A 23,043-nucleotide genomic window follows, 5' to 3' on the forward strand; every position below is an offset into this window, starting at 1 on the left:
GGTGCGCCGCGCTTTGCGATAATCCCCGGATGCCCGAAGCCCCCGCACCCCGGCCGAAATCGTCGAATCCGCGCCTGCAGGCCCTGCTGGGCCATGAATTCTTTGCCCCTCAGCAGTGGAAGCGACGCATCGCGCTGTGGAGCGGAGCGATCGTAGTGGCGCTGGCGGCGATCCTGTTCGCCAAGGCCAGCACCTGGGCCTATGCGTTGTTCCTGCACATCCTCGCCTACGGCGCATGGATTCCGCTGATCCTCACCCCGCTGGTGTTCGGCCTGCTGTCCTGGGCCACCGAGGGCCGGCTGCGCGCGGCGCGCGGCAGCGGCATCCCGCAGGCGATCGCCACCTTGCATGTGGAAGACGAAAGCTTCCGCGCGCGCATGCTGGCCTTGCCGATCGCGGCAAGCAAGATGGCACTGACCCTGATCGCGCTGGCGGTGGGCGCCTCGATCGGCCGCGAAGGGCCTACGGTGCACGTGGGCGCGGGGTTGTTCTACTCGCTCGGCAAGCGCTTCGGCTTCAGCGACGCCAAGGCGATCTCGCGCTTCATCCTCGCCGGCGGCGCCTGCGGCATCGCGGCCGCGTTCAATACGCCGCTGGCCGGCGTGGTATTCGCAATCGAGGAGCTGGCCGGCACCTTCGAACATCGCTTCAGCGGCCTGCTGCTCACCGCGGTGATTGTGGGCGGCATCGTCTCGCTGGGCATCATGGGCAACTATGCGTACTTCGGCGAGGTGCAGGCCAACCTGCCGCTGGGCCATGCGTGGCTGGCGGTGCTGCTGTGCGGGGCGATCTGCGGCCTGCTCGGCGGCTTGTACGCCCGCCTGATCCTGCTCAGCCGACGCGGGCCGCTCGCCCTGGTGGGCCGCCTGCGCTCGCGCCACCCGGTGCTGTTCGCCACCGGCTGCGGCCTGGCGCTGGCGGTGATCGGCATCCTTTCGCACGGCAGCGTGTACGGCACCGGCTACGACCAGGCGCGCGCCTTCGTGCAGGAGGCCGCGGCAACACCGGGCGAAAGCTTCGGCATCGCCAAGCTGCTGGCGAACGTGGTGTCGTACTGGGCCGGCATTCCCGGCGGCATCTTCTCGCCAGCACTGGCGGTGGGCGCGGGCCTGGGCCACAACATCGCGCACCTCTTGCCGAACGCCCCGGCCGCGGCGGTAGTGCTGCTGGGCATGAGCGCCTACCTGTCCGGTGTCACCGGCGCGCCGCTCACCTCGGCCGTGATCGCGATGGAACTGACCGACAACCAGGCCATGGTGATACCGATCATGGCCGCCTGCCTGCTCGCCCGCGCCGCCGCGTCGATCTTCAGCCCCACGCCGGTGTACAAGGACCTCGCCGAACGCATGGTGCGCGATTTCGAACAGCAACAGGCCGCGCACGCGAATACCGCGGAACCGCTGCCTGCCGCCAGCACTACCAGCGCTTATGCCGAGCCGACCGCATCCACGGATGCCGCCACGGAGAAATCCCAACCATGAGTGCCCTTCACTGGGATCTGTTGCTGACCCACGCCACGTTGGCCGGCTGCGCCGGCGATGCGTCATTCGGCCTGCTAGAGAACGCCGCCCTGGCCTGTGCCGATGGGCGCATCGCATGGATCGGCCCGATGCACGATCTGCCGGTCAACGCGCAGGCCGCGCGCGTCGAGGATCTCGCTGGCGCGCTGCTCACGCCGGGCCTGGTCGACTGCCACACCCATCTGGTGTTCGGCGGCAACCGCGCCAACGAGTTCGACATGCGCCTCAACGGCGCCAGCTATGAGCAGATCGCCCGCGCCGGCGGTGGCATCGTCTCCAGCGTGCGGGCCACCCGCGCCGCCAGCGAAGACGCGCTGTTCGCCCAGTCGCTGCCGCGCGCCCGCGCCCTGCTCGCCGACGGCGTGACCACGCTGGAGGTCAAATCCGGCTACGGACTGGACATCGAGACCGAGCGCCGCATGCTGCGCGTGGCGCGGCGCATCGGCGCCGAGCTGGGCATCACCGTGCGTACCAGCTTCCTCGGCCTGCACGCGCTGCCGCCCGAATACAGGGAACGCCGCGACGACTATGTGGCCCTGGTCTGCGACGAGATGCTGCCCGCACTGGCCGCCGAAGGCCTGGTCGATGCGGTGGATGCGTTCTGCGAGCGCATCGCCTTCACGCCCGCCGAGACGCGCCGCTTGTTCGAACGCGCGCAACAACTCGGCCTGCCGGTGAAGCTGCACGCCGAACAGCTGTCCGACCAGGGCGGCGCCGCGCTGGTGGCGAGCTTCGATGGCCTGTCCGCCGACCACCTGGAACACCTGGGCGAAACGGGCATCGCCGCCATGGCGGAAGCCGGCACCGTGGCCGTGTTGCTGCCCGGCGCGTTCTACGCGCTACGCGAAACACAGCTGCCGCCGGTGGCGGCGCTGCGTGCGCATGGCGTGCCGATCGCGATCGCCACCGACTGCAACCCCGGCACCTCGCCCCTGCTGTCGCTGCGGCTGGCCGCGAACATGGCCTGCACGCTGTTCCGGCTCACACCCGACGAGGCCTTGCGCGCCATCACGGCCAACGCGGCCCGCGCACTGGGTCTCGCCGATCGCGGCGCCCTCGCCGTGGGCCAGCGTGCCGACCTGGTGTCCTGGCATGCGAGGCAGCCGGCCGAGCTGTGTTACTGGATCGGCGGGTCGCTGGTACGGCAGGTGTACGTAGCCGGGCAATCAGTCGCGTCGTAACCGCACCCGCACCGCGTCGAAGAAACCGGCCGGCAACTCGGCCTGTACCGGCACGCGCCACCAGTGCGGCTGGGCGAAGCCACGGCATTTCACCGCGTCCTTGTCGGTCATCAACACCGGCAAGTCGTCGCCGAAGGCAAGCTCGGCGGCGGCGAAGGCGTGGTGGTCGGGGAAGGCATGTTCGAACACATCGATGCCGATGGCGCGCAAGCTGGCGAAGAAGCGCGCCGGATGGCCGATCGCCGCCACGGCATGCACGCGCCGCCCGGCGAACGCCGACAAGGCCTGCCGATGGTCGCCAAGCAGCGTCGCGGCTTCGCCACCGACGAGGCGCATGGGGTATTCGCCGGCCTGTGCCGTGCCGCCGTTGCAGACGCGCAAATCCACCCGCGCCAACCGGCGCAGCGGCTCGCGCAAGGGGCCGGCCGGCAACAGGTGGCCGTTGCCGAAACGGCGTGCGCCGTCGATCACGCAGATCTCCAGATCGCGGGCGAGGCGGTAGTGCTGCAAGCCGTCGTCGGCGATCACCACGTCGCAGCCATCCGCCACCAGCAACTGCGCCGCCGCAGGACGGTCGCGCCCCACCGCCACCGGCACGCCGCTGGCGCGGATCAGGCAGGGTTCGTCGCCCACCGCGGCGGGGTCGGGCGTCCCGTTCAGCAGCATCGGCTCGCGCTGTCGGCCGCCATGGCCGCGGCTGACCACGCCGGGGCGGAAGCCGCGTGCGCGCAAGGCCTCCGCCAACGCGATGGTCAACGGCGTCTTGCCGGTGCCGCCCGCGGTGAGGTTGCCGATGACGATCACCGGCACCGGCAGGCGTACGCGACGCAGCAGCCCGGCCCGATAGAGCACGCGGCGCAGCGCGCCGAGCGCGCCGTACAGGCCAGCCAGCGGCCACGTCCACCATGGGCTGCGGCCCTTGCCATACCAGATTCCGGAGAGTTCGTCGGCGAGCGCCACGGACGCCTCAGTCGCCGCCCTGGTTCGCATCGTGGAACTGCATGCGGTGCAGCGCGGCGTAATGGCCGCCCAGCGCCAGCAGCTCGGCGTGGCTGCCGCGCTCCACGATGCGGCCCTGCTCCATCACGGCGATCTGGTCCGCGCCTTCGATGGTGGAAAGCCGGTGCGCGATCACCAAGGTGGTGCGGTCGCGCATCAGTTGCTGCAGCGCCTGCTGGATCAGCCGCTCGGATTCGGTGTCCAGCGCGCTGGTGGCCTCATCCAGTACCAGGATCGGCGCGTTCTTGAGGATGGCGCGGGCGATCGCGATGCGCTGGCGCTGGCCGCCGGAGAGCTGGTTGCCGCCTTCGCCGATGTGGCTGTGGATGCCCTTGGGCAGGCGCGCGATGAACTCCATCGCGTTGGCGGCCTCGGCCGCGGCCACGATCTCGGCCTCGCTGGCGCCGGCCAGTTCGCCGTAGGCGATGTTGTTGGCCACGGTGTCGTCGAACAGCACCACGCTCTGCCCCACCCAGGCGATCTGCCGGCGCAGCGAGGCCAGGGTGTAGTCCTCGTAGTTCTCGCCGTCGAGCACGATGCGCCCGCCGCTGGGCTCGTTGAAGCGCGGCAACAGGCTTACCAGGCTGCTCTTGCCGCTGCCCGAGCGCCCCACCAGCGCGGTGACCGTGCCCGGCGCGCAATGCAGATCCACACCGCGCAGCGCCGGAAAGTCGTTGCGCACATAGGTGAGCCGCACGTCCTCGAAACACAGGTCGCCGCGGGTGCGTTCCAGCACGCGGGTGCCGCGGTCGGTCTCGGGGGGGAGGTCGATGATCTCGAACAGGTCTTCTGCCGCGGACATGCCGCGCTGGATGTTCGACTGCACGTTGGTCAGCCGCTTCAGCGAGGGCAGCATCGTGCCCATTGCAGTGAGCACGGCGAAGAACACGCCCGGCGTCATCGCGTTGTCCAGCACCGCCGGCCGCGTACCCAGGAACACCAACGCCGCCAGCGCGCAGGCGGCGACCTGCTGCACGGTGGAACTGGAGGCCGCATTGGTGGCGGCGATCTTCAGGTTGAGCCGGCGCGTGTGACTCGTGACCTCGTCGAAGCGCCCGGCCTCGTGCGCCTGGCCGCCGTAGATGCGCACCTCGCGGTTCGCGCCGACCGTCTCCTCCACCGTGCCGGTGACCGAGCCCATCGAGCCCTGGATGCGCCGGCTGATCTGCCGGTAGCGCCGACTGACTACGGTGGCGACCAGGGCGATCGCCGGCACCATGATCAGCAGCGACAAGGTGAGATAGGGGCTCTTGTGCAGCATCACGTAGAGCATGGCGAGCACGGTGAAGCCGTCGGTGATGCCGATCTTCGCCGCATCGCTGGCGGCGGCGGCGACCTGCTCGCTGGTGTAGGTGATGCGGGAGATCTGCTGGCCCGACGGTTCGCTGCCGAAATAAGCCGCCGGGAGGCGCAGGTAGGAGGCGAACACGTCGCGCTGGATCGACTGCACCACGTGCCGGCCGATGTAAGACATGCCGTAGTTGCTGATGAAGGTGCCGATGGAGCGGACGAAGAAGATGCCGATGATCCAGATCGGCATCCAGAAGATCAGGTACGCGTCCTTTTCCTTGAACAGGTTGTCGATCATCGGCTGGATCAGCTCGGTGAAGGCGGCCAGGCCGCCGCCGTCGAGGATCATGCCGACCAGCGCGATCAGGCCCACCATCCAATAGCGCTTGCTGTAGCCCAGCAACCGCCTGTAGATGACCCAGGTATGGGCGTCCCAGATCGCCGTCTTGCTGCCGCTCATTGCGCCTCGCCCGGCTTGGTCGGCGTGGTGGCGATCGACAGGCGGGTGAAGCCGAGCTGGCCCAGCGCGTCCATCGCGGTCACCACGCTCTGGTGCGAGGACAACGCATCGGCGCGGATCGTCACCGGGCGGTCGTGGTCGCCGTTCGCGTTGCGCTCGATCACCTGTTTCAGCGCGTCGATGCCCTCGCCCGGCACCGCGTCGCTGCCCACCCAGTAGCGGCCGTCGCGGTCGATCATGATGGTGAGCGCAGGCGCGTTCATGTCGCGGTCTTGCGCGCTGGCATTGGGCAGGGTGACCTGCATGCGCGAATGCTGGATGAAGGTGCTGGTGAGCACGAAGAACATCAACAAGGTGAGCAGCACGTCGATCAACGGCACCACGTTGATCTCGAACTCGTCCCCGCGGCGGTCGTTGCCGATGCGCATGCGCTTCAGCCCGCGCCCGGCGCGACGGCTGCCGACGTGCGGCGCGGCCGCATAGCCGCCGGAGCACCCAGGGTGAGCTCGTCCAGCAGCGCGGTGGCCTGCTTCTCCATCTGCACGCAGTAGCCGGCCACGCGCGAACGGAAGTAACGGTGCAGCACGTAGGCGGGAATCGCCACGGTCAGGCCGGAAGCGGTGCAGATCAACGCCTCGCCGATGCCGCCGGCCATCTTCGCCGGATCGCCGATGCCGCCGGCCATTACCTGCATGAACATCCGGATCAGGCCGATCACCGTGCCGAACAAGCCCAGCAGCGGGCCGATCAGCGCGATCGTGCCCAGCGTGTTGAGGTAGCGCTCCATCTCGTGCACCACGTGACGGCCGGTGTCCTCGATGCGCTCCTTGATCAGCTCGCGCGACTGGCCGCGCACCGCCAGCGCGGCGGCCAGCAGTTCGCCCAGCGGCGAGCCGTTCGACAGCGCCTCCAGGTGGTTCGGGTCAAGCTGGCCGGCCCCCGCCCACTGGCGCACTTCTTCCCCCAGCCCCGGCGGCAGCACCGCCTTGCGCCGCAGCGTCCAGCAACGCTCCAGCACGATCGCCAGCGCCACCAGCGAACACACCAGGATGGGCAACATCGCCCAGCCGCCAGCCATCAGGATATCGAGCACGTTCGTCCCACCGGGCGTTCAAAACGAGGAGGCCGCATCATAGCAGCCGGTCCGCATGGTTCCGTGGTGGGTATGGCATTCCCGGAATCAAGGCGTCTCGCGCCAGTAGCGCAGGTCACGCAGGCGCCAGCGCCCGGTGACACGCGCCGGGCCGTCGGCAGGAAACCCGATGCCGATCGCGCCGCTGTCGGCCGTGTCCAGCACCGGCACGCCGGCTTCCGCGTAGCGCGCCATCACCTCCGGCTTGGGATGTCCGAAACGGTTGCGCCAACCCGTCGAGACGATGGCGAACGGCGGCGCCACCGCGGCGATGAAGTCCGCGCTGGACGACGTCTTGCTGCCGTGATGCGGCACCAGCAGCACGGGCGATGCGTCCTCGCCCAGCGCCGCTGCCACCTGCGGCTCCACTTTCGCTGAGATGTCGCCGGTGAGCAGCAAGCTGCCGCCCGTCCCCTCCACCAGCAACACGCAGGAACGGTCGTTGGACTTGCCGGCGGCAGCGGGCGCCGGGCTCAGCACGCGGAAGCGCACGCCGTCCCATTCCCAGGCCTGCCCGGACACGCACGCCGGCATCGGCACCGGCATGCGTTCCGGTTCACCCGCATAGCGGCGTGCCTGCGGGAACGCCGCCGCCACGGCCCCCGCGCCGCCGGCGTGGTCATTGTCGGCATGGCTCACCATCAACACATCCAGCCGGGTGATGCCCAGCGCATGGATCGCTGGCAGCACCGCCGCTTCGCCCAGGTCGAAGCCGGAGGGATAGCGCGCGCCCGTGTCGTACAACAACGTGTGGTGACGGGTGCGCAGCAGCACCGACAAGCCCTGCCCCACGTCCAGCACCCAGGCCTCGAACGCCCCCGCTGCCGGCCTCGCCAGCGGCGGCCACAGCAACGGCAGGAACAGCAGCAGCCCCAGCGCTCGCAGGGGCACGCCACGCGGCAGGAACAGCCACAACGCACCCAGCGTGGCCAGCAGCAGCGCCCAGGGCGTCAACTGCGGCAAATACCAGTGCGCGCCAGGCCAAACCGCCATGCGTTCCAGCAACCACCATTGCGCGTGAGCAAGTTGCGCCGCCAGCCACAGCACTGGCGTGGCGAGTGGCGGGCATAGGCCCAGGCACAGCATGCACAGCAGCACGCAAGGCACGATCACGAAACTCACGAATGGCACCGCGACCAGGTTGGAGAGCGCGCCTACCAACGAGGACTCGCCGAAGAACCACAGGGTCAGCGGCAGCAGCGACACCGTCATCAGCAGTTGCCCCGCGCCGAGTTCGCACAGGAAGGCACGCAGGCCGCGCCGGCGCGATTGCAGGCACAACATCAGCAGCGCCACGCCGATGAACGACAGCCAGAATCCCGCGGCCAGCACCGCCAGAGGATCGACCACGAGCATGGCGATCAAGGCCAGCGCCAACGATTGCGCACCGTTGCCGCCACGCCGGCCGCAACGCGCCAGCGCCACCACCGCGATCATCAGCAAGGTGCGTACGGTGGGCAGGCCGAAGCCAGCCAGCGCGCCGTAGACGCCTGCCGCCAGCAATGCCCCCGCTGCCTGCGCCTGCACCCGCGGCAGGCGCAGCGCCAACCTCGGCCACAGCAGGTACAGCACACTGGCCAGCCATACGCCGAACAACGCCGCCACGCCCACGTGGAAACCGGAGATCGCGATCAGATGCGGAATGCCGTTGGCGCGCGCCACTTCCCAGTCGTGTTGGCTCAACCCCCGGGTGTCGCCCACCGAGAAGGCCTGCAGCAGGGCCGCATCGTGCCGGTCGCGCACCCGCCTAGCGATTTGCCGCGCAATCGCATCGCGCACGCCATCCAGGCACTGGGCGCCGGCCAGCAACGCGTTACCGGGGTCCTTGCGCACATAGCCGGTGGCGACGATACGGTGCTGCAAGGCCACGCGCTCGCCGTCCGCCGTGCCGGGATTGAGCAATCCGCGCGGCCGCTTCAGCCGCAGCAGCAGACGCCAGCGCCCGCAGGGGCGTAGCGGCGGCGCCTCGTCGTACCACGACACCATCATCCGGCCATGCAAGGGCATGGGCTCGCCATCCAGGGTGACGTGTTCGGCGATGAAGGCGAAGCGCGTGGCGTCTTCGCGCTCCAAGGGCAGCCCGTCAATATGCCCCGTCACCATGAAGTCGCGACCTTCCAGGGCACGCGGCAGGCGCGCGTCCATCGCGCCGGCACCGATGCACATGGCCCACAGCGCGCCGGCACAGACACACAACGGAAGACGCCAGCGCGGCCAGCGCCAGAACGCTACCACGACGGGCAACAACAACGGGATCGACAGCCAGGCCGGCGGCAACGCCGGCAGCCACTGCACCGCGAGCACCCCCACGAGCAGCGCGGGCGCTGCCAGCGTCGCGGCGAATGGTTTGTGGCACGCCTGTGCCATGAGGTCCCGTTTCCCGGAGGGGGCGAGCCGAGGCTAACCGGCTCGCACTGGGACGGCGGACGAAAAACACGTAGGCGAAAGCCTTTGCCGATCTCGTCCAACCGCTATCCCGGCGGTTTGGCAGATCGACGAGCCCGGTCGAGATCAGACCCCAAGGCTGGCCCGCTGCGCGGGCCGGCCTTTAGTCGCGCGGTTTTTCGCGCAACACACCGCCATGCAACACCAGGGTGCGGTCCATCCGCGCCGCGAGGCGATGGTCGTGGGTGACCAGGATGAAGCTGGTGCCGATCTCGCGATTGAGTTCCAGCATCAGCGCATAGACCTGGGCGGCATTGCCCTCGTCGAGATTGCCGGTGGGTTCGTCGCCCAGCACGCAGGCGGGCCGGGTCACCAGTGCGCGCGCCACGGCGCAACGCTGGCGTTCACCGCCAGAAAGCTCGGCCGGCTTGTGGTGGATGCGCGCAGCCAATCCCACCCGCTCCAGCAGAGCCATGGCCTGCTTCTGTGCCTCGGCGATCGCGGTGCCGCGGATCAGCAGCGGCATGCACACGTTCTCCAGCGCGGTGAACTCGGGCAACAAGTGGTGGAACTGGTAGACGAAGCCCAGCGAACGGTTGCGCACGCGGCCGCGCTCGGCGTCGGAGAGCTTCGACAGCTGGTGGCCATCCACCTCCACCTCGCCGGCGCTGAGCGTGTCCAGCCCGCCCAGGATGTGCAGCAAGGTGCTCTTGCCGGTGCCGGAGGCGCCCACGATGGCCATGGTCTCGCCACGCTTCAGCTCGAAGCTGACGTCGGAGAGCACCTCGGTGTGCAGGCCACCCTCGGCGTAGGTCTTGGCGACGCGATGGGCGCGCAGCACGGGTACGTTCGACGGCATCGGGCTCTTCTCACTCATAGCGCAGCGCCTGCGCCGGCTGCGTGCGCGAAGCGCGCCACGCGGGATACAAGGTGGCCAGCAGCGAGAACGCGAAGGTGACCAGGGCCACCCAGCCCACGTCCTGCCAGTCCAGCCGGCTGGGCACTTCGCTGATGTAGTACACGTCCGGCGACAGGAACTGCACGTGGAAGACGTGCTCGATCACCTTCACGATGCCCGGCAGCTTCCACGACAGCAGCGCGCCCAGCCCCACGCCGAAGCCGATGCCCACCAGGCCTACCAGCACGCCCTGCACCATGAACATGCTCATGATGCTGCGCGGCGTGGCGCCCAGGGTGCGCAGGATGGCGATGTCGGCCTGCTTGTCGGTGACCAGCATCATCAGCATCGAGATCAGGTTGATCACCGCCACCAGGATGATCAGCGACAAGATGATGAACATCACCAGCTTCTCCATCGACAGCGCGGAGAACAGGTTGGCGTTGTCCTGGTCCCAGGTCCGCACCCGATAGATCTGGCCCAGTTGGTCGGCCAGTTCGTGCGCCACCGGCCGGGCATTGAAGAGATCGTCCAGCTTCAGGCGGATGCCGCTGGGGCCGCTCAGGCTGTTGAGCTTCTCGGCATCCTCGATGTTGACCAGCGCGAGGCCGGAGTCGAACTGCTCCATGCCCATGGTGAAGGTGCCCACCACGTGGAAGCCGCGCATGCGCGGTACGCCGCCGAACGGGGTGGCGCGCATTTCCGACACCGCCATCACCACCTGGTCGCCGACGCTCACGCCAAGCTGGGTGGCGAGATCCTGCCCCAGCACGATGTTCCAGCTGCCCGGCGTGAGCGCGTCGAGTTTGCCGTGCACCATGTGCTGGCCGATGTCGACCACCTTGGGCTCCAGGGACGGATCGATGCCGCGCACCATCGCACCGGCCGTCGCCCGGCCTTGCAGCAGTGCCTGGATTTCCACGTAAGGCGCGGCGCCCTTCACGTGCGGATTGGACTGGGCGATTTTCAGGGCGCGCGGCCAGTCTTCCATGCTTTGGCCGATGCCCGAGATGGTGGCGTGCGAGATCGCGCCGAGGATGCGCGTCTTCATCTGATAGCCAAAACCATTCATCACCGACATCACGGTGATGATCGCGATCACGCTCATCGAGATGCAGACGATGGAAACGGCAGAGATGAAGGAGATGAACTGGTTGCGCCGTTTGGCGCGGGTGTAGCGCAGGCCGATGAAAAGCTCTAGCGGTCGGAACATGGGCGGTCGCTGGGTAAGGAAGGGCGGCTCGCCCGAGGGAACCGGCATTATCCGGCATTCGCACAGACAACGCAGGCGTGCCGGAGTGCCCCGGAAAGCGGGGGTTCAAGCGTCCGGCATGTCCTGTCCCGCCTGCACCGTGGCCAGACGCATGCGCAACCGGCGGCGGATGTCCGCGTCGCTGTTGTCGGGTGCCAGCAGCAAGGCCTGCTCGCCCAGCGACGTCGTGCGCAGGCGCAGCAGGATGCATTCGCCCAGAACGCGGAACGAGGCCAGCTTGGCCGGTATGTCGCCATGGTCGGCGAGGTGCAGGCTCCAGCCGCCCTCGCCGCCCCAACCGGCTGCCGCCACCCGTGAGGTGCGGTGGCGCCGTACGGCGCGGAACACCAGGGCGACCAGCAACGTCGCCATGGCGAGTTTCAACCCGAGCGGCAAGCCGCAGGACGCAGTGGCAAGCAAGGCCAGCACCGCCAGCAGCCACAGCAAGCGTGGCAGCCAGCGCGAGGGGCGGTATTCAAAGCCGATGGCGGGCGCGGATGTCATCGATGATCGCCTGCCAGTCCGCGCGCGGCGCCTTGGCATGGCCCATCACCCAGTCCCACAGGTCGGGGTCCTGCACGTCTAGCAGTTCGTCGAAGGCTTGCTGCGTTGCCTCGTCGGCGTGCGGGAAGGCTTCGTCCAGCCAGCCGCCGAACAGCGCGTCCAGCTCGCGGGTGCCGCGGCGGGTGCGCCAGCGCAAACGTTTGATGCGGGCAGCGTCCATAGATCAAAGCGCGCGTAGCGCCTCCTTTGCCTCCTCTCCCCTGCGGGGAGAGGATTGAAGTGAGGGGCCAATCTTGCGCCGAACCATCATCGAAAAATCTTCCTCGATCAACTTTCTCGCAAGCCCTCGCCCCTCACCCTGCCCTCTCCCCAAAGGGGAGAGGGAAAACATCAGGTGCGGCGCTCCACCATCAGCTTCTTGATCTCCGCGATCGCCTTGGCCGGGTTCAGGCCCTTCGGGCAGGTGCGCGCGCAGTTCATGATGGTGTGGCAGCGGTACAGCTTGAACGGATCTTCCAGGTCGTCCAGACGGGCGCCGGTGTCTTCGTCGCGGCTGTCCACGATCCAGCGGTAGGCCTGCAACAGGATCGCCGGGCCGAGGTAGCGGTCGCCGTTCCACCAGTAGCTGGGGCAGCTCGTGGAGCAGCAAGCGCACAGGATGCACTCGTACAGGCCGTCGAGCTTCTTGCGGTCTTCCGGCGACTGCAGGCGCTCGCGGTCCGGGGTGGCGCTCTGCGTGCGCATCCACGGCTTGATCGAGGCAAACTGCGCGTAGAAATGGGTGAGGTCCGGCACCAGGTCCTTCACCACCGGCATGTGCGGCAGCGGGTAGATCTTCACGTCGCCGGACGCGACATGGTCGACGGCGCAGATGCAGGCCAGCGTGTTGGTGCCGTCGATGTTCATCGCGCACGAGCCGCAGATGCCCTCGCGGCAGGAACGGCGCAAGGTCAGCGTCGGATCGATCTCGTTCTTGATCTTCAGCAGCGCGTCCAGAACCATCGGGCCGCACGCGGCCATGTCCACCTCATAGGTGTCGATGCGCGGGTTCTGGCCGTCGTCCGGGTTCCAGCGGTAGACGCGGAAGGTGCGGGGCTTCTTCGCATCCTTCGCCGGAAAGTGCTTGCCCGGCTGGATCTTGGAATTCTTGGGTAGCGAAAACTCGGCCACAGTGGCTCTCCAGTCCGGTTATCAGTAGACGCGCTTCTTCGGCGGCACCACCTCGACCTCGTCGGTCAAGGTGTACATGTGCACCGGGCGGTAGTCGAAGCCAACCTTGCCGTTCTCGTCCACCTTCACCAGGGTGTGCTTCATCCACTCGGCGTCGTTGCGGTCGGGGAAGTCCTCGCGCGCGTGGGCGCCGCGGCTTTCCGGACGCTGCTCGGCCGAATGCATGGTGCCCACCGCCTGGTCGAGCAGGTTGGCCAGTTCCAGCGTCTCGATCAGGTCGGAATTCCACACCAGCGAACGATCGCTGGTGCGCACGTGCTTGAACGAGGCGTGCACCGCGTCGATCTTGGTGCAGCCTTCCTTGAGGCTCTCGCCGGTGCGGAACACCGCTGCGTCGGTCTGCATGGTGCGCTGCATGTCGAGGCGGATCTTCGCGGTCGGCAGCTCGCCGTCGGCATGGCGCAGGCCGTCGAAGCGGGCCAGCGCCTTGTCCAGCGCGCTGGCCGGCAGATCCTTGTGCGCCGCGCCCGGCTTGATGATCTCCGCGCAGCGGTGCGACACCGCACGGCCGAACACCACCAGGTCCAGCAGCGAGTTGGAACCCAGGCGGTTGGCGCCGTGCACGGACACGCAGGCCGCCTCGCCGATGGCGAACAGGCCCGGCACCACGGCGTCGACGTCGTCGCCTTTCTTCTGCACCACTTCACCGTGGTAGTTGGTCGGGATGCCGCCCATGTTGTAGTGCACGGTGGGCAGGATCGGGATCGGCTCCTTGGTCACGTCCACGCCGGCGAAGATACGCGCCGACTCGGCGATACCCGGCAGGCGCTCGTGGATCACCTCGGGGCCGAGGTGCATCAGGTTGAGGAAGGCGTGGTCCTTGTGCTCGCCCACGCCGCGGCCTTCGCGCACCTCGATGGTGATGGCGCGGCTGACCACGTCGCGCGAGGCCAGGTCCTTCGCGCTGGGCGCGTAGCGCTCCATGAAGCGCTCGCCCTTGGAGTTGGTGAGGTAGCCGCCTTCGCCGCGCACGCCCTCGGTGATCAGGCAGCCCGCGCCGTAGATGCCGGTGGGATGGAACTGCACGAATTCCAGGTCCTGCAGCGCCAGGCCGGCGCGCAGCACCATGCCGCCGCCGTCGCCGGTGCAAGTGTGCGCCGAGGTAGCGCTGAAGTAGGCGCGGCCGTAGCCGCCGGTGGCCAGCACCACGGCCTGGCCGCGGAACAGGTGCAGCGTGCCCTCGTTCATGTCCAGCGCGAGCACGCCGCGGCAGACGCCTTCGTCATCGAAGATCAGGTCGATGGCGAAGTATTCGATGAAGAAGGTGGCGTCGTGCGCCAGCGCTTGCTGGTACAGCGTGTGCAGGATGGCGTGGCCGGTGCGGTCGGCGGCGGCGCAGGTGCGCTGCGCGGTGCCCTTGCCGTAGTGCGTGGTCATGCCGCCGAACGGACGCTGATAGATGCGGCCTTCGTCGGTGCGCGAGAACGGCACGCCGTAGTGTTCCAGTTCGTAGATCGAGGGGATGGCCTCGCGGCACATGTACTCGATGGCGTCCTGGTCGCCCAGCCAGTCCGAACCCTTGATGGTGTCGTAGAAGTGGAAGCGCCAGTCGTCCTCGCCCATGTTGCCGAGCGCGGCGGCAATGCCGCCCTGCGCCGCCACGGTGTGCGAGCGGGTCGGGAACACCTTGGTGATGCACGCGGTCTTCAGGCCCTTCTCGGCCAGGCCGAAGGTGGCGCGCAGGCCCGCGCCGCCGGCGCCGACCACGATCACGTCGAACTTGTGCTGCTGGATCTTGTAGCTTTCCACGGTCTCAAACTCCCAATGCGATGCGCAGCACGGCCAGCACGCCCGCGAGCGCGCCCAGCACCGCGAGGAACTTGATCGCCACCAGCAGGACCACTTCCTTCCAGCGGGTATGCACGTAATCTTCGATCACCACCTGCAGGCCGAGCACGGCATGCCAGAACATGGTGATCACGAACACGATCAGCAGCAGCGCGTTCCACGGCTTCGCCACCGCGGCTTTCGCCGTGGCGTAGTCGGCGTGCAGCAGGCAGAGCACCGTGGCCACGAACCACAGGCCGAGCAGAACCAGGGCGGCCGCGGTGACGCGCTGCGTCCACCAGTGGCCCACGCCCGACTGCGCCGAGCCGAGGCCGCGCGCGCGCTTCAGCGGGTTGCGCAAGTCCTTCGCGTTCGTGCTCATGCGGCACCTCCGGCGGTCAGCACATAGGCCCAGACCAGGATCACCAGCAGCAGGCTGACGATCACCGACAGCCAGCTCGAACGCACGAACTGCGGAATGGCATAGCCCGCGCCGGTGTCCTGCACCAGGTGACGGATGCCGTTGCACAGGTGATAGAACAGCGCCCAGCTCCAGCCGACCAGCAGGATGATCCCCAGCGGGCTGCCCATGCAGATCTTGAACTGGTTGAAAGCGGCCTCGCCCGCAGCCAGCGAGAGCAGGCCCCAGACCACGAGCAGCGTGCCCACGGCCAGCGCGATGCCGGTGGCGCGATGCAGGATGGAGGTCATCATCTGCACTTGCCACTTGTAGATCTGTAGATGCGGAGAGAGCGGTCGTCGCGTGTCTGCCATGGCGGCTATCCTGGGTGGAATCGCTGATCTGTCTGCCAAGCCGAAACCGCACGCGCGCAACGACGGATGCCGCCACGCGACGTATCAGAAGTCGATACAGCGCCCGTTCTTTTCCCAGTCGCCGTAGCGCGTGGGGTCGAGCGCCGGTCGCTCCGCCGCCGCCTTCTCCCCCGCCGGTCGCGCAGGCACGGCCACGGGTTCCGCCGGAGCGGAAACGGGCCTGGATTCGGTTGGGCGGGAAGTGTCGGACATGGTCGTTAACAAGCGGCGGAAGGTTAATACTTGCCGCAGTGCCGCACAACCTTGACGAATGCCGCGAGCGCTGTATGCGCTTCGCGCCGCGATGACTTGCGCTCCGCCATCGCCGGCCGCATCTTGACTGCCCTATGCCGACTCCCCGCCACGCCGAAACCCTGCTGATCGAAGGGCCCGACGCGCTCGCCTTTGCGCAAGCGCAATTCAGCAGCAACCTCCCATCGCTTGCCGTCGGCGCCTGGCAATTCAGCGCTTGGCTGAGCGCACAAGGCCGTGTACGTGCCCTGTTCCACCTGGCGCGGCTGGACGAACACCGCCTGCTGTTGCTGCTGCGCGGCGGCGAAGCGGCAGCATTGAGCGAAGCCTTGCGTCGTTTCGTGTTCCGCTCCCGACTCACCCTGCAGGTAGCACCGTGGCGCGCGATAGCCACTGGAGCCGCTTTGCCGTTGCATGCCGTGCAGGTCGACACCGACGTCATCGCGCTTGGCTGCGACACGCACAGCCTGCGCCTCACCGCCGATGGCGAGAACGACACAGCATGGCAGTCGCTGCAGTTGCAACTCGGCTGGCCGTGGCTGCCGCCATCCGCGCTGGATGCGTTGCTGCCGCCTGCGCTGTCGCTGTACCGCCTGCAAGCGGTCGCCATCGACAAAGGCTGCTACCCCGGACAGGAAATCGTCGCGCGCCTGCATTGGCGCGGCGGCCACAAGCGGCATCTATGCAAGCTGCGTCTGACACGGAGCGCTGCGCCTGGCGACATCCTGTATCGCGACGGAAACGATATCGGCATGCTGCTTGATGTCGTCGATGACAGGAACGATATCAACGATATCGATGCACTCGCTGTGTTGAGCGACGACGTCATGTCGACCGCTGCAGAGAACACCACATTGCAACTCGACGATGGTCTGATGTTGTGCATGCAACATCGTTGGGAAAACTGATACGCATGCATCGTCACGTTTTCGTGAACAGTTGTTCATTTTTGTCGACGTTTTGTATGAGCGCACGTTGAATCCGGAAGGCCTGGCACTTGCCGTGAGAAAAATCCACCGTTAGGCTCCGCCAACACTTTCATTGCGGCACCCGCCAACACGGCTGCCGAAACACGCGACGAAACGGAAGATTCCGTATCGGCGCGACCCGGCGAAGATCGTCGGATGGAACAACCGCCTGAGTGCGGAATTCGTTGCAGGCTACACGGCACAGACGTCGCGCAGCGCCTCGGCAACATCCCTCGATCGGCACCGAATGCCGCCGCTCGAAACGCCACAATCCCGTGGCATTCGCACAGCCACAAGTTTCGGCCGTGCGATCAATCCAGGTGGAACGGCCTGCCCGCCCGTCCACCGCAACGGCGCGTCAGACAAATCACTCGTCTGCGCGTACAGCACGCTGGAGGCAGACAATGAAACTTTCCATGTTGTTGTGGCTGACCACCTTGATGCCACAACCCGTCGCCAGCCAGGCTTGCCTGGCAACGACGGTGTACCTGGAGGCACGAAGCCAGCCCACCATCGGCCAGATGGCCGTAGCCGAAGTGGCGATGCGTCGCCGCGAACGCGGGCAATGGGGCGACACGGTATGCCAGGTCGTGACGGCGCCGCATCAGTTCGCCACCACCACTACGCCTGGCTCGTTCGAAATCGACAACGTCGACGCCTTCCACAAGGCCTGGGAAATCGCCGGCCGCACGATCCACGACTGGCAACTGCCGGTGAACAAGCGCCGCATGCTGGTGCCGCGCGCCGATCACTTCGCCACCGCAGCGGTGGCGCCGGCGTGGTCGCACAACAAGCCGGCGATCACCATCGGCGACCACACCTTCTACGCCGTGAACTGAAACCGGCGGCGACGGTGCAGAAAAAAGGCCCTCTTTCGAGGGCCTTTTCATTTAGACGTCCAGACGTCTATGCATCCACCAATGAAAACACCCAAGCGTCACATCGGATAGACGCTTCCATTGACGATCTGCACGTAATCGCCGTTGCGCACCCGAGGATCGTCGCGCTGCGTCACCGTGGCGTACTGGCCGTTGTCCAGCCGCACCACGATGCGCCACGCGTTGCTGCCGCCGCCGGAGTTCTGGCCGATCTGGTTGCCGACAACGCCGCCGGCCACCGCACCCACCACCGTGGCGGCCGTGCGGCCGTTACCCTTGCCGATGGTGCTGCCAAGCACACCGCCGGCCACCGCACCGATCACGGCACCCAGCGTGCCGCCATTCGGGTTGCCATTGTCGATGTACACCGGACGCACGTCCTCTACCACACCGCAACCCTGCTGGCAGCGGCTATAGCCCTGGCCGTAACCCTGCTGATAGCCGCCCTGGCTGTAACCCGGGCCCGTGGCGCAGCCGGCCAGCGCCAGCCCCGCCGCAAGCACGGCCGCCGGGAGAATGCCACGCATGAAAGTGTTCATTGCGCCGCTCCTTCGAGGACCGTGAAATCAGCGGGCATCCGAAACGGCGGTCACACCTTCCTGCACCTGTACACGATCGCCCGGATCGTGGTCCATGCGCGTGGTACGGGTGACGCCGTTGTACACGTATTGCACGTCGTAACCGACGATCTTGTCGCCGCCGCCCGCCACCGTGCTGCAGCGGCGCTGGACCGAGGAAGTCACCTGCGGCTGGTGGTGCGCATTCTCGATACGGTTGCCGGCGTAGCCACCGCCCACCGCACCCGCCACCGTGGCCAGGGTATTGCCCTTGCCGCCGCCGACCATATGGCCGAGCAAGCCACCGGCGACGGCGCCGATCGCGGTGCCGGCGATGTTGTGCTGATCCTTAGGCGGCGCCGTGTGATTCACCACTTCGTCGCGGCACACTTCGTGCGGCGAGCTCGTCGAACGCACCGGCGTCACGCTGACCACCTGGGCGTACTGCGGGCCAGCAGGCTGCGCCGGCTGCTGCATGGGCGCGGGTGCCGAAGCTGCCGCTTGCGCACCCTGCGTACCGGCATCGGCACTGCGGTTGCACGCCGACAAACCAACCGCCAGCGCAGCCGCGATCCCCACATTGAGTGCATTGACCATCAAGCTTTTCATGACCTTCCTCCTCTGTCAGTGTTTCCGGCCAGAACGCGTGTGTAGTTTGCACCCGCGTACGATCCGCAGCGCCATTGAACATTCACGAATCTGAATACCGGCTAGACCATCGTTATTACAATAACTTCACGCCAAGACCACTTCAGCCGGCGTTGCCGCCCGGCATCAGGAAACGAGAGACACATCACGCCCGTGCTTGCCGACAGCCACGTCCATCTTGACGACCGCGCCTTCGATACCGACCGCGCCCAGGTGCTGCAGCGCGCCCGCGACGCCGGGGTCGGCCAGATGGTAGTGCCCGCCGTGGATGCCTCCAGCTGGACGCGTATCCGCGAACTGTGCGCCGCGCACCCGCACGCGCTGTTCCCCGCCTACGGCCTGCACCCGCTGTATCTGAATCAGCATGCACCCGGCGATGTCGACGCCTTGTTGGCATGGTGCGAGACGCATGCCGCCGTGGCGATCGGCGAGATCGGCCTGGATTTCCACCTCGACGAACTGGATCCCGGGTTGCAACGCAACTACTTCACGCAACAGCTGGCCGTGACGCGCACGCTCGACCTGCCTGTGATCGTGCATGCACGGCAGGCGCTGGAAGAAGTGATCCTCACCCTGCGCCGCCATCCCGGCGTGCGCGGCGTGGTGCACAGCTTCTCCGGCAGCGAGGAACAGGCGCAACGACTGTGGCAACTTGGCTTCCTGATCGGCATCGGCGGGCCGGTGACCTACGAACGGGCGCAACGCCTGCGTCGCATCGTGGCGCACATGCCCATCGAGTTCCTGCTGCTGGAAAGCGACGCGCCCGATCAACCCGACGCAAACCATCGCGGCCAACGCAACGAACCGGCGCGCGTCGCCGACATACTTCGCTGCGTGGCGGCGCTGCGCGACGAACCGGAGCATGCCGTGGCCGCCGCCACCGCCGCGAACACCCGCCGCCTGTTCCGCCTGCCCGACCCCGGATCCGCCTGATCGCCACGCGGCACTTGCACTGCACTTCCATCTGCGTCAGCATTTACTTCACCAGTGAAATATGAACTGATGAAATGGCTCAGCTACGCGACTGCATCGCGATGATGGACGAAGGCATCGGTCGGATGCACGAAGTCGTCCCCCAATTGCCCGCCGAACAGGCCACGCTGTGCCGACTGATGGCGATGGTGGGTGCGCGCATGGACGAAGGGCTGGAAGAAAAGCTCAAGCCGCACCAGCTCAACCACAGCGAATTCCTCACCCTGATGATCCTGTACAGCCGCCCGGACGGCAGCTCCACGCCGGGCGAGCTGTGCGAATTCACCTCGCAGGGCAGCACCAACATGACCCGCATCGGCAACACGCTGGTGAAGCGCGGTCTGATCTCGCGCGGCGCCAGCGCCGAGGATCGCCGCCGCGTGCTGATCCGCATAACCCCCGCCGGCCGCCGCTTCGTACTGAAGATACTGCCGCCGATGTTTCCCCGCGTGGAAGCGATGTTCGCCGGCTTCAGCGCCACCGAACGCAACCAGCTCAGCCGCCTCCTGCGCAAGCTCGCCAGGAACCTCGACCAGCTCGACGCGGACGACGCGTCGTGAAGGAGCCCGCGATGACCTTCACCCCGCCCCGCCCGCGCGCGGCGCTGGCCTTAGCCGTTGCGCTGACGCTCGCCGGCTGCGCGTTCGCGCCGCCGAAGCTGCAGCATCCCGCGCTGCGCGACGACGTACCCCTGGCTGGCCTGTCCGCACCCACTCGCGCCGGCTGGCCGGCCACCGATTGGTGGCGCGCCTACGACGACCCGCTGCTCGACGAGCTGATGGCGACCGCGCTGCAACAGTCGCCCGATCTCGCCCAGGCGCAGAGTCGCGTACTCACCGCCGAACAGTCGGTGAAGCTCGCCGCCGCGCAGGCCGGACTCAGCATCAACGGCAGCGCGCAGGTGAGCCGGCAGCGCCTGAGCGAACACGGCCTGATGCCGCCGCAACTGCTCGGCTTTACCTGGTACAACCAGGCCGATCTCGGCGTGCAATTCCAGTACGACTTCGACTGGTGGGGCAAGAAGCGCGCTGCGATCGAAAGCGCGCTGGACCAGGCGCACGCCGCCGAGGCGCAACGCAGTGCAGCGGCGCTGACGATCCAGAGCTCGGTCGCCGACACCTATTTCGGCTGGCTGGCCGACGAGGCGCGGCTGGCGTTGGCCCAGCAGGCGCTAGCCGTGCAACAGCACCTGCTGCAGATCGCCGAGCTGCGCGTGCGGCAAGGCGTGGACCTGCCCGACGCCGTACAGGAAGCGCATGCGCGCGTGGCCGCCGTGGAGCAGATGCAGACCGCACTGCAGGGTTCTGCGCAGATCCGCAAGGTGGCGCTCGCCGCGCTGCTCGGCGTGGCGCCCGCGCAATTGCCCGCGCTTTCGCCACGGCCGCTGCCCGCCATCAGCGGTGCGCTGCCCGCCGACGCCGGACTCGATCTGGTCGCTCGCCGTCCGGACATCGCCGCCAGCCGCTGGCAGGTGGAGGCGGCACTGAAACAGACCGACGTGGCGCGCGCACAGTACTTCCCCGACTTCAGCATCACCGCGATGGCCGGGCTGTCCAGCACCAACCAGGGTGCGCCGGCGCTGTTCGGCGGCGGCAGCTCCGGCGATCTGGGCAACGTATTCAGCGCTGGCAGCCGCGTGTTCGGCATCACGCCCGCGCTGCACTTGCCGATCTTCGAAGGCGGCCGCCTGAAGGCGGCCTACGGCATCAGTCGCGCCCAGCTCGACGATGCGGTGGCGCAGTACAACGCCGCCGTGTTCCACGCCGCGCGCGAGGTTGCCAGTCAGGCCCTGGCCGCCGAGCAGTTGGACACGAATCGCCAGCAGCAGGAACGTCAGGTCGGCGCCAACGAACATCTCGTCGCCAATGCCGAGGCTCGCCTGCGCCGTGGCGTGCGCGATGCCCGTGAAGGTCTCGCCGCGCAGGCTCAATTGCTGCAGCAGCAGGACCAGGCCATCACCTTGCACGCGCAGGCGTTGAGCACCGACCTTGCCTTGATCAAGGCCTTGGGCGGCGGCTACCGCATCCCCGCCGATGCCGCCGGCACCGCGCCGCCTTCCCCGACCCCATCGTCCGATACCTCATCTTCCAAGAACGCCAGCCGGAGTCCCCGCCCATGAGCGCCACCGAGTCCGCCCTGCCGCAGGACCGCAACGACAGCGGTCTCGCCGCCAAGGATCCGCCCAAGCGCCGGCGTGCGCTGCTGATCGTGACCTTGGTATTCATCCTGGCCGCGCTGGCCTGGTTCCTGCTCTGGTTCTTCGTGCTCTCCACCCGCGAGAGCACCGACAACGCCTACGTGGGCGGCAATCTGGTAGGCATTTCCGCCCAGGTGCCCGGCACTGTGGTCGCGGTGCTGGCCGACAACACCGAGCATGTCGATGCCGGCCAGGTGCTGGTGCGCCTCGACCCCACCGATGGCGACGTACGCCTGCGCCAGGCCCGCAGCGCGCTGGCGCTTGCGGTGCGCCAGGTGCGCGGGCAGACCGACAGCGCCAGCGGCGCCGACGCCGCGGTGGCCGCGCGCAAAGTGGATCTCGCCAAAGCCCAGGCCGACCTGAAGCGCCACCTGCCGCTGGTGGCCGCGCAAGCCGAGTCGCCCGAGATCGTGCAGCACCTGCGCGACGCCGTGGCTGGCGCGCAGGCCGCGCTGGATGCGGCCCAGGCCCAGGCCAAGGCGGCGCATGCCGCCATCGCCGGCACCGACATTGCCGGCAATCCCGCCGTGCAGCAGGCGCGCGCGAACTTCCGCGCCGCCTGGGTGGCCGCCCAGCGCAACACCATCGTGGCACCGGTGTCCGGTTACGTGGCCGAGCGCAGCGTGCAACTGGGCAACAGCGTGGCACCCGGCCAGTCGCTGATGAGCGTGGTGCCGCTGCACGACCTGTGGGTGGACGCGAACTTCAAGGAAAACCAGCTGCGCCACATCCGCATCGGCCAGCCGGTAAAGATCACCACCGACCTCTACGGCGACAAGGTGGAATACCGCGGCAAGGTGATCGGCCTCGGCGCCGGCACCGGCAGCGTGTTCTCGCTGCTGCCCGCGCAGAACGCCACCGGCAACTGGATCAAGGTGGTGCAGCGCGTGCCGGTGCGTATCGCACTGGACGACAAGGAACTGGACCAGAACCCGTTGCGCGTGGGCTTGTCCGCCGACGTCACCGTCGACATCAGCCATGACCAGGGCAAGGTGCTGGCCGCCGGCCCCGCATTGCCGGCCGCCGAGACCACGGTGTACGACCGTATCGCCAGCCAGGCCGACGCCGAGGCCGAGAAGGTGATCGAAGCCAACCTCGACACCGCCAGCCCGTCGCGCTGACCGAGCCCACGAGCCCACC

25 protein-coding genes are annotated in these 23,043 nt (G+C 67.8%); 8 read left to right on the plus strand and 17 right to left on the minus strand.

Translation table 11 applies throughout. The annotated features are described in order from the left end of the window. The first annotated feature begins 29 nt into the window (after window positions 1-29). Window positions 30-1,481, plus strand: a complete 1,452-nt coding sequence (locus ISP14_RS17020; protein WP_404542168.1) for a chloride channel protein — start codon at window positions 30-32, stop codon at window positions 1,479-1,481. Further along, the gene (hutI, locus tag ISP14_RS17025) at window positions 1,478-2,701 is read left to right on the plus strand and encodes an imidazolonepropionase (RefSeq protein ID WP_404542170.1); all 1,224 of its coding nucleotides are present in this window, start codon (window positions 1,478-1,480) and stop codon (window positions 2,699-2,701) included. Before ISP14_RS17020 ends, hutI begins: the two co-directional genes overlap by 4 nt. Here the strand turns inward: hutI and lpxK are convergent. The 15 genes from lpxK to ISP14_RS17100 all read right to left on the minus strand — a co-directional run bounded on the left by lpxK (window position 2,687) and on the right by ISP14_RS17100 (window position 16,099). Next, on the minus strand, window positions 2,687-3,691 hold the full coding sequence (lpxK, locus tag ISP14_RS17030; protein ID WP_404542173.1) for a tetraacyldisaccharide 4'-kinase: 1,005 nt from the start codon (window positions 3,689-3,691) through the stop codon (window positions 2,687-2,689). The genes hutI and lpxK overlap by 15 nt on opposite strands. Next, entirely contained in the window at window positions 3,669-5,450 is a 1,782-nt protein-coding gene (msbA, locus tag ISP14_RS17035; RefSeq protein ID WP_404542176.1) for a lipid A export permease/ATP-binding protein MsbA, read from the minus strand. The genes lpxK and msbA overlap by 23 nt, the downstream gene beginning before the upstream one ends. Further along, window positions 5,447-5,878: an ExbD/TolR family protein gene (locus ISP14_RS17040; RefSeq protein ID WP_404542179.1), complete on the minus strand. Its 432-nt coding sequence runs from the start codon at window positions 5,876-5,878 to the stop codon at window positions 5,447-5,449. The genes msbA and ISP14_RS17040 overlap by 4 nt, the downstream gene beginning before the upstream one ends. Window positions 5,879-5,883: 5 nt before the next feature. Continuing rightward, window positions 5,884-6,528 carry a MotA/TolQ/ExbB proton channel family protein gene (locus tag ISP14_RS17045; protein ID WP_404542285.1) on the minus strand — a complete coding sequence of 215 codons (645 nt, stop codon included), beginning with the start codon at window positions 6,526-6,528 and terminating at the stop codon, window positions 5,884-5,886. Window positions 6,529-6,630: 102 nt separating this feature from the next. After that, window positions 6,631-8,949 (minus strand): DNA internalization-related competence protein ComEC/Rec2, encoded by a 2,319-nt coding sequence (locus ISP14_RS17050; protein WP_404542181.1) that lies wholly within the window; start codon window positions 8,947-8,949, stop codon window positions 6,631-6,633. 181 nt (window positions 8,950-9,130) lie between these two features. After that, window positions 9,131-9,844: a lipoprotein-releasing ABC transporter ATP-binding protein LolD gene (gene lolD / locus ISP14_RS17055; protein ID WP_404542184.1), complete on the minus strand. Its 714-nt coding sequence runs from the start codon at window positions 9,842-9,844 to the stop codon at window positions 9,131-9,133. Continuing rightward, the gene (locus ISP14_RS17060) at window positions 9,837-11,078 is read right to left on the minus strand and encodes a lipoprotein-releasing ABC transporter permease subunit (RefSeq protein WP_404542187.1); all 1,242 of its coding nucleotides are present in this window, start codon (window positions 11,076-11,078) and stop codon (window positions 9,837-9,839) included. The genes lolD and ISP14_RS17060 overlap by 8 nt, the downstream gene beginning before the upstream one ends. A 105-nt stretch (window positions 11,079-11,183) precedes the next feature. Then, window positions 11,184-11,621 (minus strand): hypothetical protein, encoded by a 438-nt coding sequence (locus ISP14_RS17065; RefSeq protein ID WP_404542190.1) that lies wholly within the window; start codon window positions 11,619-11,621, stop codon window positions 11,184-11,186. Next, complete coding sequence (locus tag ISP14_RS17070; protein WP_404542193.1) at window positions 11,593-11,841, minus strand: FAD assembly factor SdhE; 249 nt, start codon at window positions 11,839-11,841, stop codon at window positions 11,593-11,595. The genes ISP14_RS17065 and ISP14_RS17070 overlap by 29 nt, the downstream gene beginning before the upstream one ends. Before the next feature lie 170 nt (window positions 11,842-12,011). Next, complete coding sequence (locus ISP14_RS17075) at window positions 12,012-12,791, minus strand: succinate dehydrogenase iron-sulfur subunit (RefSeq protein ID WP_404542196.1); 780 nt, start codon at window positions 12,789-12,791, stop codon at window positions 12,012-12,014. Between the two features lie 21 nt (window positions 12,792-12,812). Next, on the minus strand, window positions 12,813-14,600 hold the full coding sequence (gene sdhA, locus ISP14_RS17080) for a succinate dehydrogenase flavoprotein subunit (RefSeq protein WP_404542199.1): 1,788 nt from the start codon (window positions 14,598-14,600) through the stop codon (window positions 12,813-12,815). Between the two features lie 4 nt (window positions 14,601-14,604). Continuing rightward, window positions 14,605-15,000, minus strand: a complete 396-nt coding sequence (sdhD, locus tag ISP14_RS17085) for a succinate dehydrogenase, hydrophobic membrane anchor protein (RefSeq protein ID WP_404542201.1) — start codon at window positions 14,998-15,000, stop codon at window positions 14,605-14,607. Beyond that, window positions 14,997-15,392 (minus strand): succinate dehydrogenase, cytochrome b556 subunit, encoded by a 396-nt coding sequence (gene sdhC, locus ISP14_RS17090; protein WP_404542204.1) that lies wholly within the window; start codon window positions 15,390-15,392, stop codon window positions 14,997-14,999. The genes sdhD and sdhC overlap by 4 nt, the downstream gene beginning before the upstream one ends. A gap of 84 nt (window positions 15,393-15,476) precedes the next feature. Continuing rightward, the gene (locus tag ISP14_RS17095; protein WP_404542205.1) at window positions 15,477-15,644 is read right to left on the minus strand and encodes a DUF1674 domain-containing protein; all 168 of its coding nucleotides are present in this window, start codon (window positions 15,642-15,644) and stop codon (window positions 15,477-15,479) included. Window positions 15,645-15,667: 23 nt separating this feature from the next. Then, window positions 15,668-16,099 carry a hypothetical protein gene (locus ISP14_RS17100; protein WP_404542207.1) on the minus strand — a complete coding sequence of 144 codons (432 nt, stop codon included), beginning with the start codon at window positions 16,097-16,099 and terminating at the stop codon, window positions 15,668-15,670. A 3-nt stretch (window positions 16,100-16,102) separates the two neighbouring features. On the opposite strand from ISP14_RS17100, the gene ygfZ reads away from it, so the two are divergent. Together ygfZ and ISP14_RS17110 are read left to right on the plus strand one after the other, a co-directional pair. Continuing rightward, complete coding sequence (ygfZ, locus tag ISP14_RS17105; protein ID WP_404542210.1) at window positions 16,103-16,591, plus strand: CAF17-like 4Fe-4S cluster assembly/insertion protein YgfZ; 489 nt, start codon at window positions 16,103-16,105, stop codon at window positions 16,589-16,591. A gap of 464 nt (window positions 16,592-17,055) precedes the next feature. Continuing rightward, window positions 17,056-17,490 carry a cell wall hydrolase gene (locus tag ISP14_RS17110; protein WP_404542212.1) on the plus strand — a complete coding sequence of 145 codons (435 nt, stop codon included), beginning with the start codon at window positions 17,056-17,058 and terminating at the stop codon, window positions 17,488-17,490. Between the two features lie 98 nt (window positions 17,491-17,588). Here the strand turns inward: ISP14_RS17110 and ISP14_RS17115 are convergent, their stop codons facing one another. Together ISP14_RS17115 and ISP14_RS17120 are read right to left on the minus strand one after the other, a co-directional pair. Then, window positions 17,589-18,068 (minus strand): outer membrane lipoprotein, encoded by a 480-nt coding sequence (locus tag ISP14_RS17115; RefSeq protein ID WP_404542214.1) that lies wholly within the window; start codon window positions 18,066-18,068, stop codon window positions 17,589-17,591. 27 nt (window positions 18,069-18,095) lie between these two features. Next, entirely contained in the window at window positions 18,096-18,695 is a 600-nt protein-coding gene (locus ISP14_RS17120; protein ID WP_404542215.1) for a glycine zipper 2TM domain-containing protein, read from the minus strand. A 192-nt stretch (window positions 18,696-18,887) separates the two neighbouring features. On the opposite strand from ISP14_RS17120, the gene ISP14_RS17125 reads away from it, so the two are divergent. The 4 genes from ISP14_RS17125 (at window position 18,888) to ISP14_RS17140 (ending at window position 23,024) form a co-directional block, all read left to right on the plus strand. Next, the gene (locus ISP14_RS17125; protein ID WP_404542217.1) at window positions 18,888-19,667 is read left to right on the plus strand and encodes a TatD family hydrolase; all 780 of its coding nucleotides are present in this window, start codon (window positions 18,888-18,890) and stop codon (window positions 19,665-19,667) included. Between the two features lie 74 nt (window positions 19,668-19,741). Continuing rightward, window positions 19,742-20,266 (plus strand): MarR family winged helix-turn-helix transcriptional regulator, encoded by a 525-nt coding sequence (locus ISP14_RS17130; protein ID WP_404542219.1) that lies wholly within the window; start codon window positions 19,742-19,744, stop codon window positions 20,264-20,266. Between the two features lie 11 nt (window positions 20,267-20,277). Next, on the plus strand, window positions 20,278-21,825 hold the full coding sequence (locus ISP14_RS17135; protein WP_404542221.1) for an efflux transporter outer membrane subunit: 1,548 nt from the start codon (window positions 20,278-20,280) through the stop codon (window positions 21,823-21,825). Next, entirely contained in the window at window positions 21,822-23,024 is a 1,203-nt protein-coding gene (locus ISP14_RS17140; protein ID WP_404542224.1) for an HlyD family secretion protein, read from the plus strand. The genes ISP14_RS17135 and ISP14_RS17140 overlap by 4 nt, the downstream gene beginning before the upstream one ends. Window positions 23,025-23,043 lie beyond the last annotated feature (19 nt).

This window comes from Dyella agri, from assembly GCF_044904705.1.
GTDB lineage: Bacteria > Pseudomonadota > Gammaproteobacteria > Xanthomonadales > Rhodanobacteraceae > Rhodanobacter_A > Rhodanobacter_A agri.

Coding starts and splice junctions, on each gene's coding strand:
- hutI (WP_404542170.1), top strand. CDS start 1,478: ATGAGTGCCCTTCACTGGGATCTGTTGCTGACCCACGCCACGTTGGCC.
- ISP14_RS17070 (WP_404542193.1), bottom strand. CDS start 11,841: ATGGACGCTGCCCGCATCAAACGTTTGCGCTGGCGCACCCGCCGCGGC.
- ISP14_RS17110 (WP_404542212.1), top strand. CDS start 17,056: ATGAAACTTTCCATGTTGTTGTGGCTGACCACCTTGATGCCACAACCC.
- ISP14_RS17100 (WP_404542207.1), bottom strand. CDS start 16,099: ATGCAACGGCAAAGCGGCTCCAGTGGCTATCGCGCGCCACGGTGCTAC.
- sdhC (WP_404542204.1), bottom strand. CDS start 15,392: ATGGCAGACACGCGACGACCGCTCTCTCCGCATCTACAGATCTACAAG.
- ISP14_RS17115 (WP_404542214.1), bottom strand. CDS start 18,068: ATGAACACTTTCATGCGTGGCATTCTCCCGGCGGCCGTGCTTGCGGCG.
- ISP14_RS17060 (WP_404542187.1), bottom strand. CDS start 11,078: ATGTTCCGACCGCTAGAGCTTTTCATCGGCCTGCGCTACACCCGCGCC.
- ISP14_RS17135 (WP_404542221.1), top strand. CDS start 20,278: ATGACCTTCACCCCGCCCCGCCCGCGCGCGGCGCTGGCCTTAGCCGTT.
- ISP14_RS17045 (WP_404542285.1), bottom strand. CDS start 6,528: ATGGCTGGCGGCTGGGCGATGTTGCCCATCCTGGTGTGTTCGCTGGTG.
- lpxK (WP_404542173.1), bottom strand. CDS start 3,691: ATGCGAACCAGGGCGGCGACTGAGGCGTCCGTGGCGCTCGCCGACGAA.
- ISP14_RS17065 (WP_404542190.1), bottom strand. CDS start 11,621: ATGACATCCGCGCCCGCCATCGGCTTTGAATACCGCCCCTCGCGCTGG.
- lolD (WP_404542184.1), bottom strand. CDS start 9,844: ATGAGTGAGAAGAGCCCGATGCCGTCGAACGTACCCGTGCTGCGCGCC.
- ISP14_RS17020 (WP_404542168.1), top strand. CDS start 30: ATGCCCGAAGCCCCCGCACCCCGGCCGAAATCGTCGAATCCGCGCCTG.
- ISP14_RS17040 (WP_404542179.1), bottom strand. CDS start 5,878: ATGCGCATCGGCAACGACCGCCGCGGGGACGAGTTCGAGATCAACGTG.
- sdhD (WP_404542201.1), bottom strand. CDS start 15,000: ATGAGCACGAACGCGAAGGACTTGCGCAACCCGCTGAAGCGCGCGCGC.
- ISP14_RS17140 (WP_404542224.1), top strand. CDS start 21,822: ATGAGCGCCACCGAGTCCGCCCTGCCGCAGGACCGCAACGACAGCGGT.
- ISP14_RS17095 (WP_404542205.1), bottom strand. CDS start 15,644: ATGTCCGACACTTCCCGCCCAACCGAATCCAGGCCCGTTTCCGCTCCG.
- ISP14_RS17130 (WP_404542219.1), top strand. CDS start 19,742: ATGGCTCAGCTACGCGACTGCATCGCGATGATGGACGAAGGCATCGGT.
- ISP14_RS17120 (WP_404542215.1), bottom strand. CDS start 18,695: ATGAAAAGCTTGATGGTCAATGCACTCAATGTGGGGATCGCGGCTGCG.
- ISP14_RS17050 (WP_404542181.1), bottom strand. CDS start 8,949: ATGGCACAGGCGTGCCACAAACCATTCGCCGCGACGCTGGCAGCGCCC.
- msbA (WP_404542176.1), bottom strand. CDS start 5,450: ATGAGCGGCAGCAAGACGGCGATCTGGGACGCCCATACCTGGGTCATC.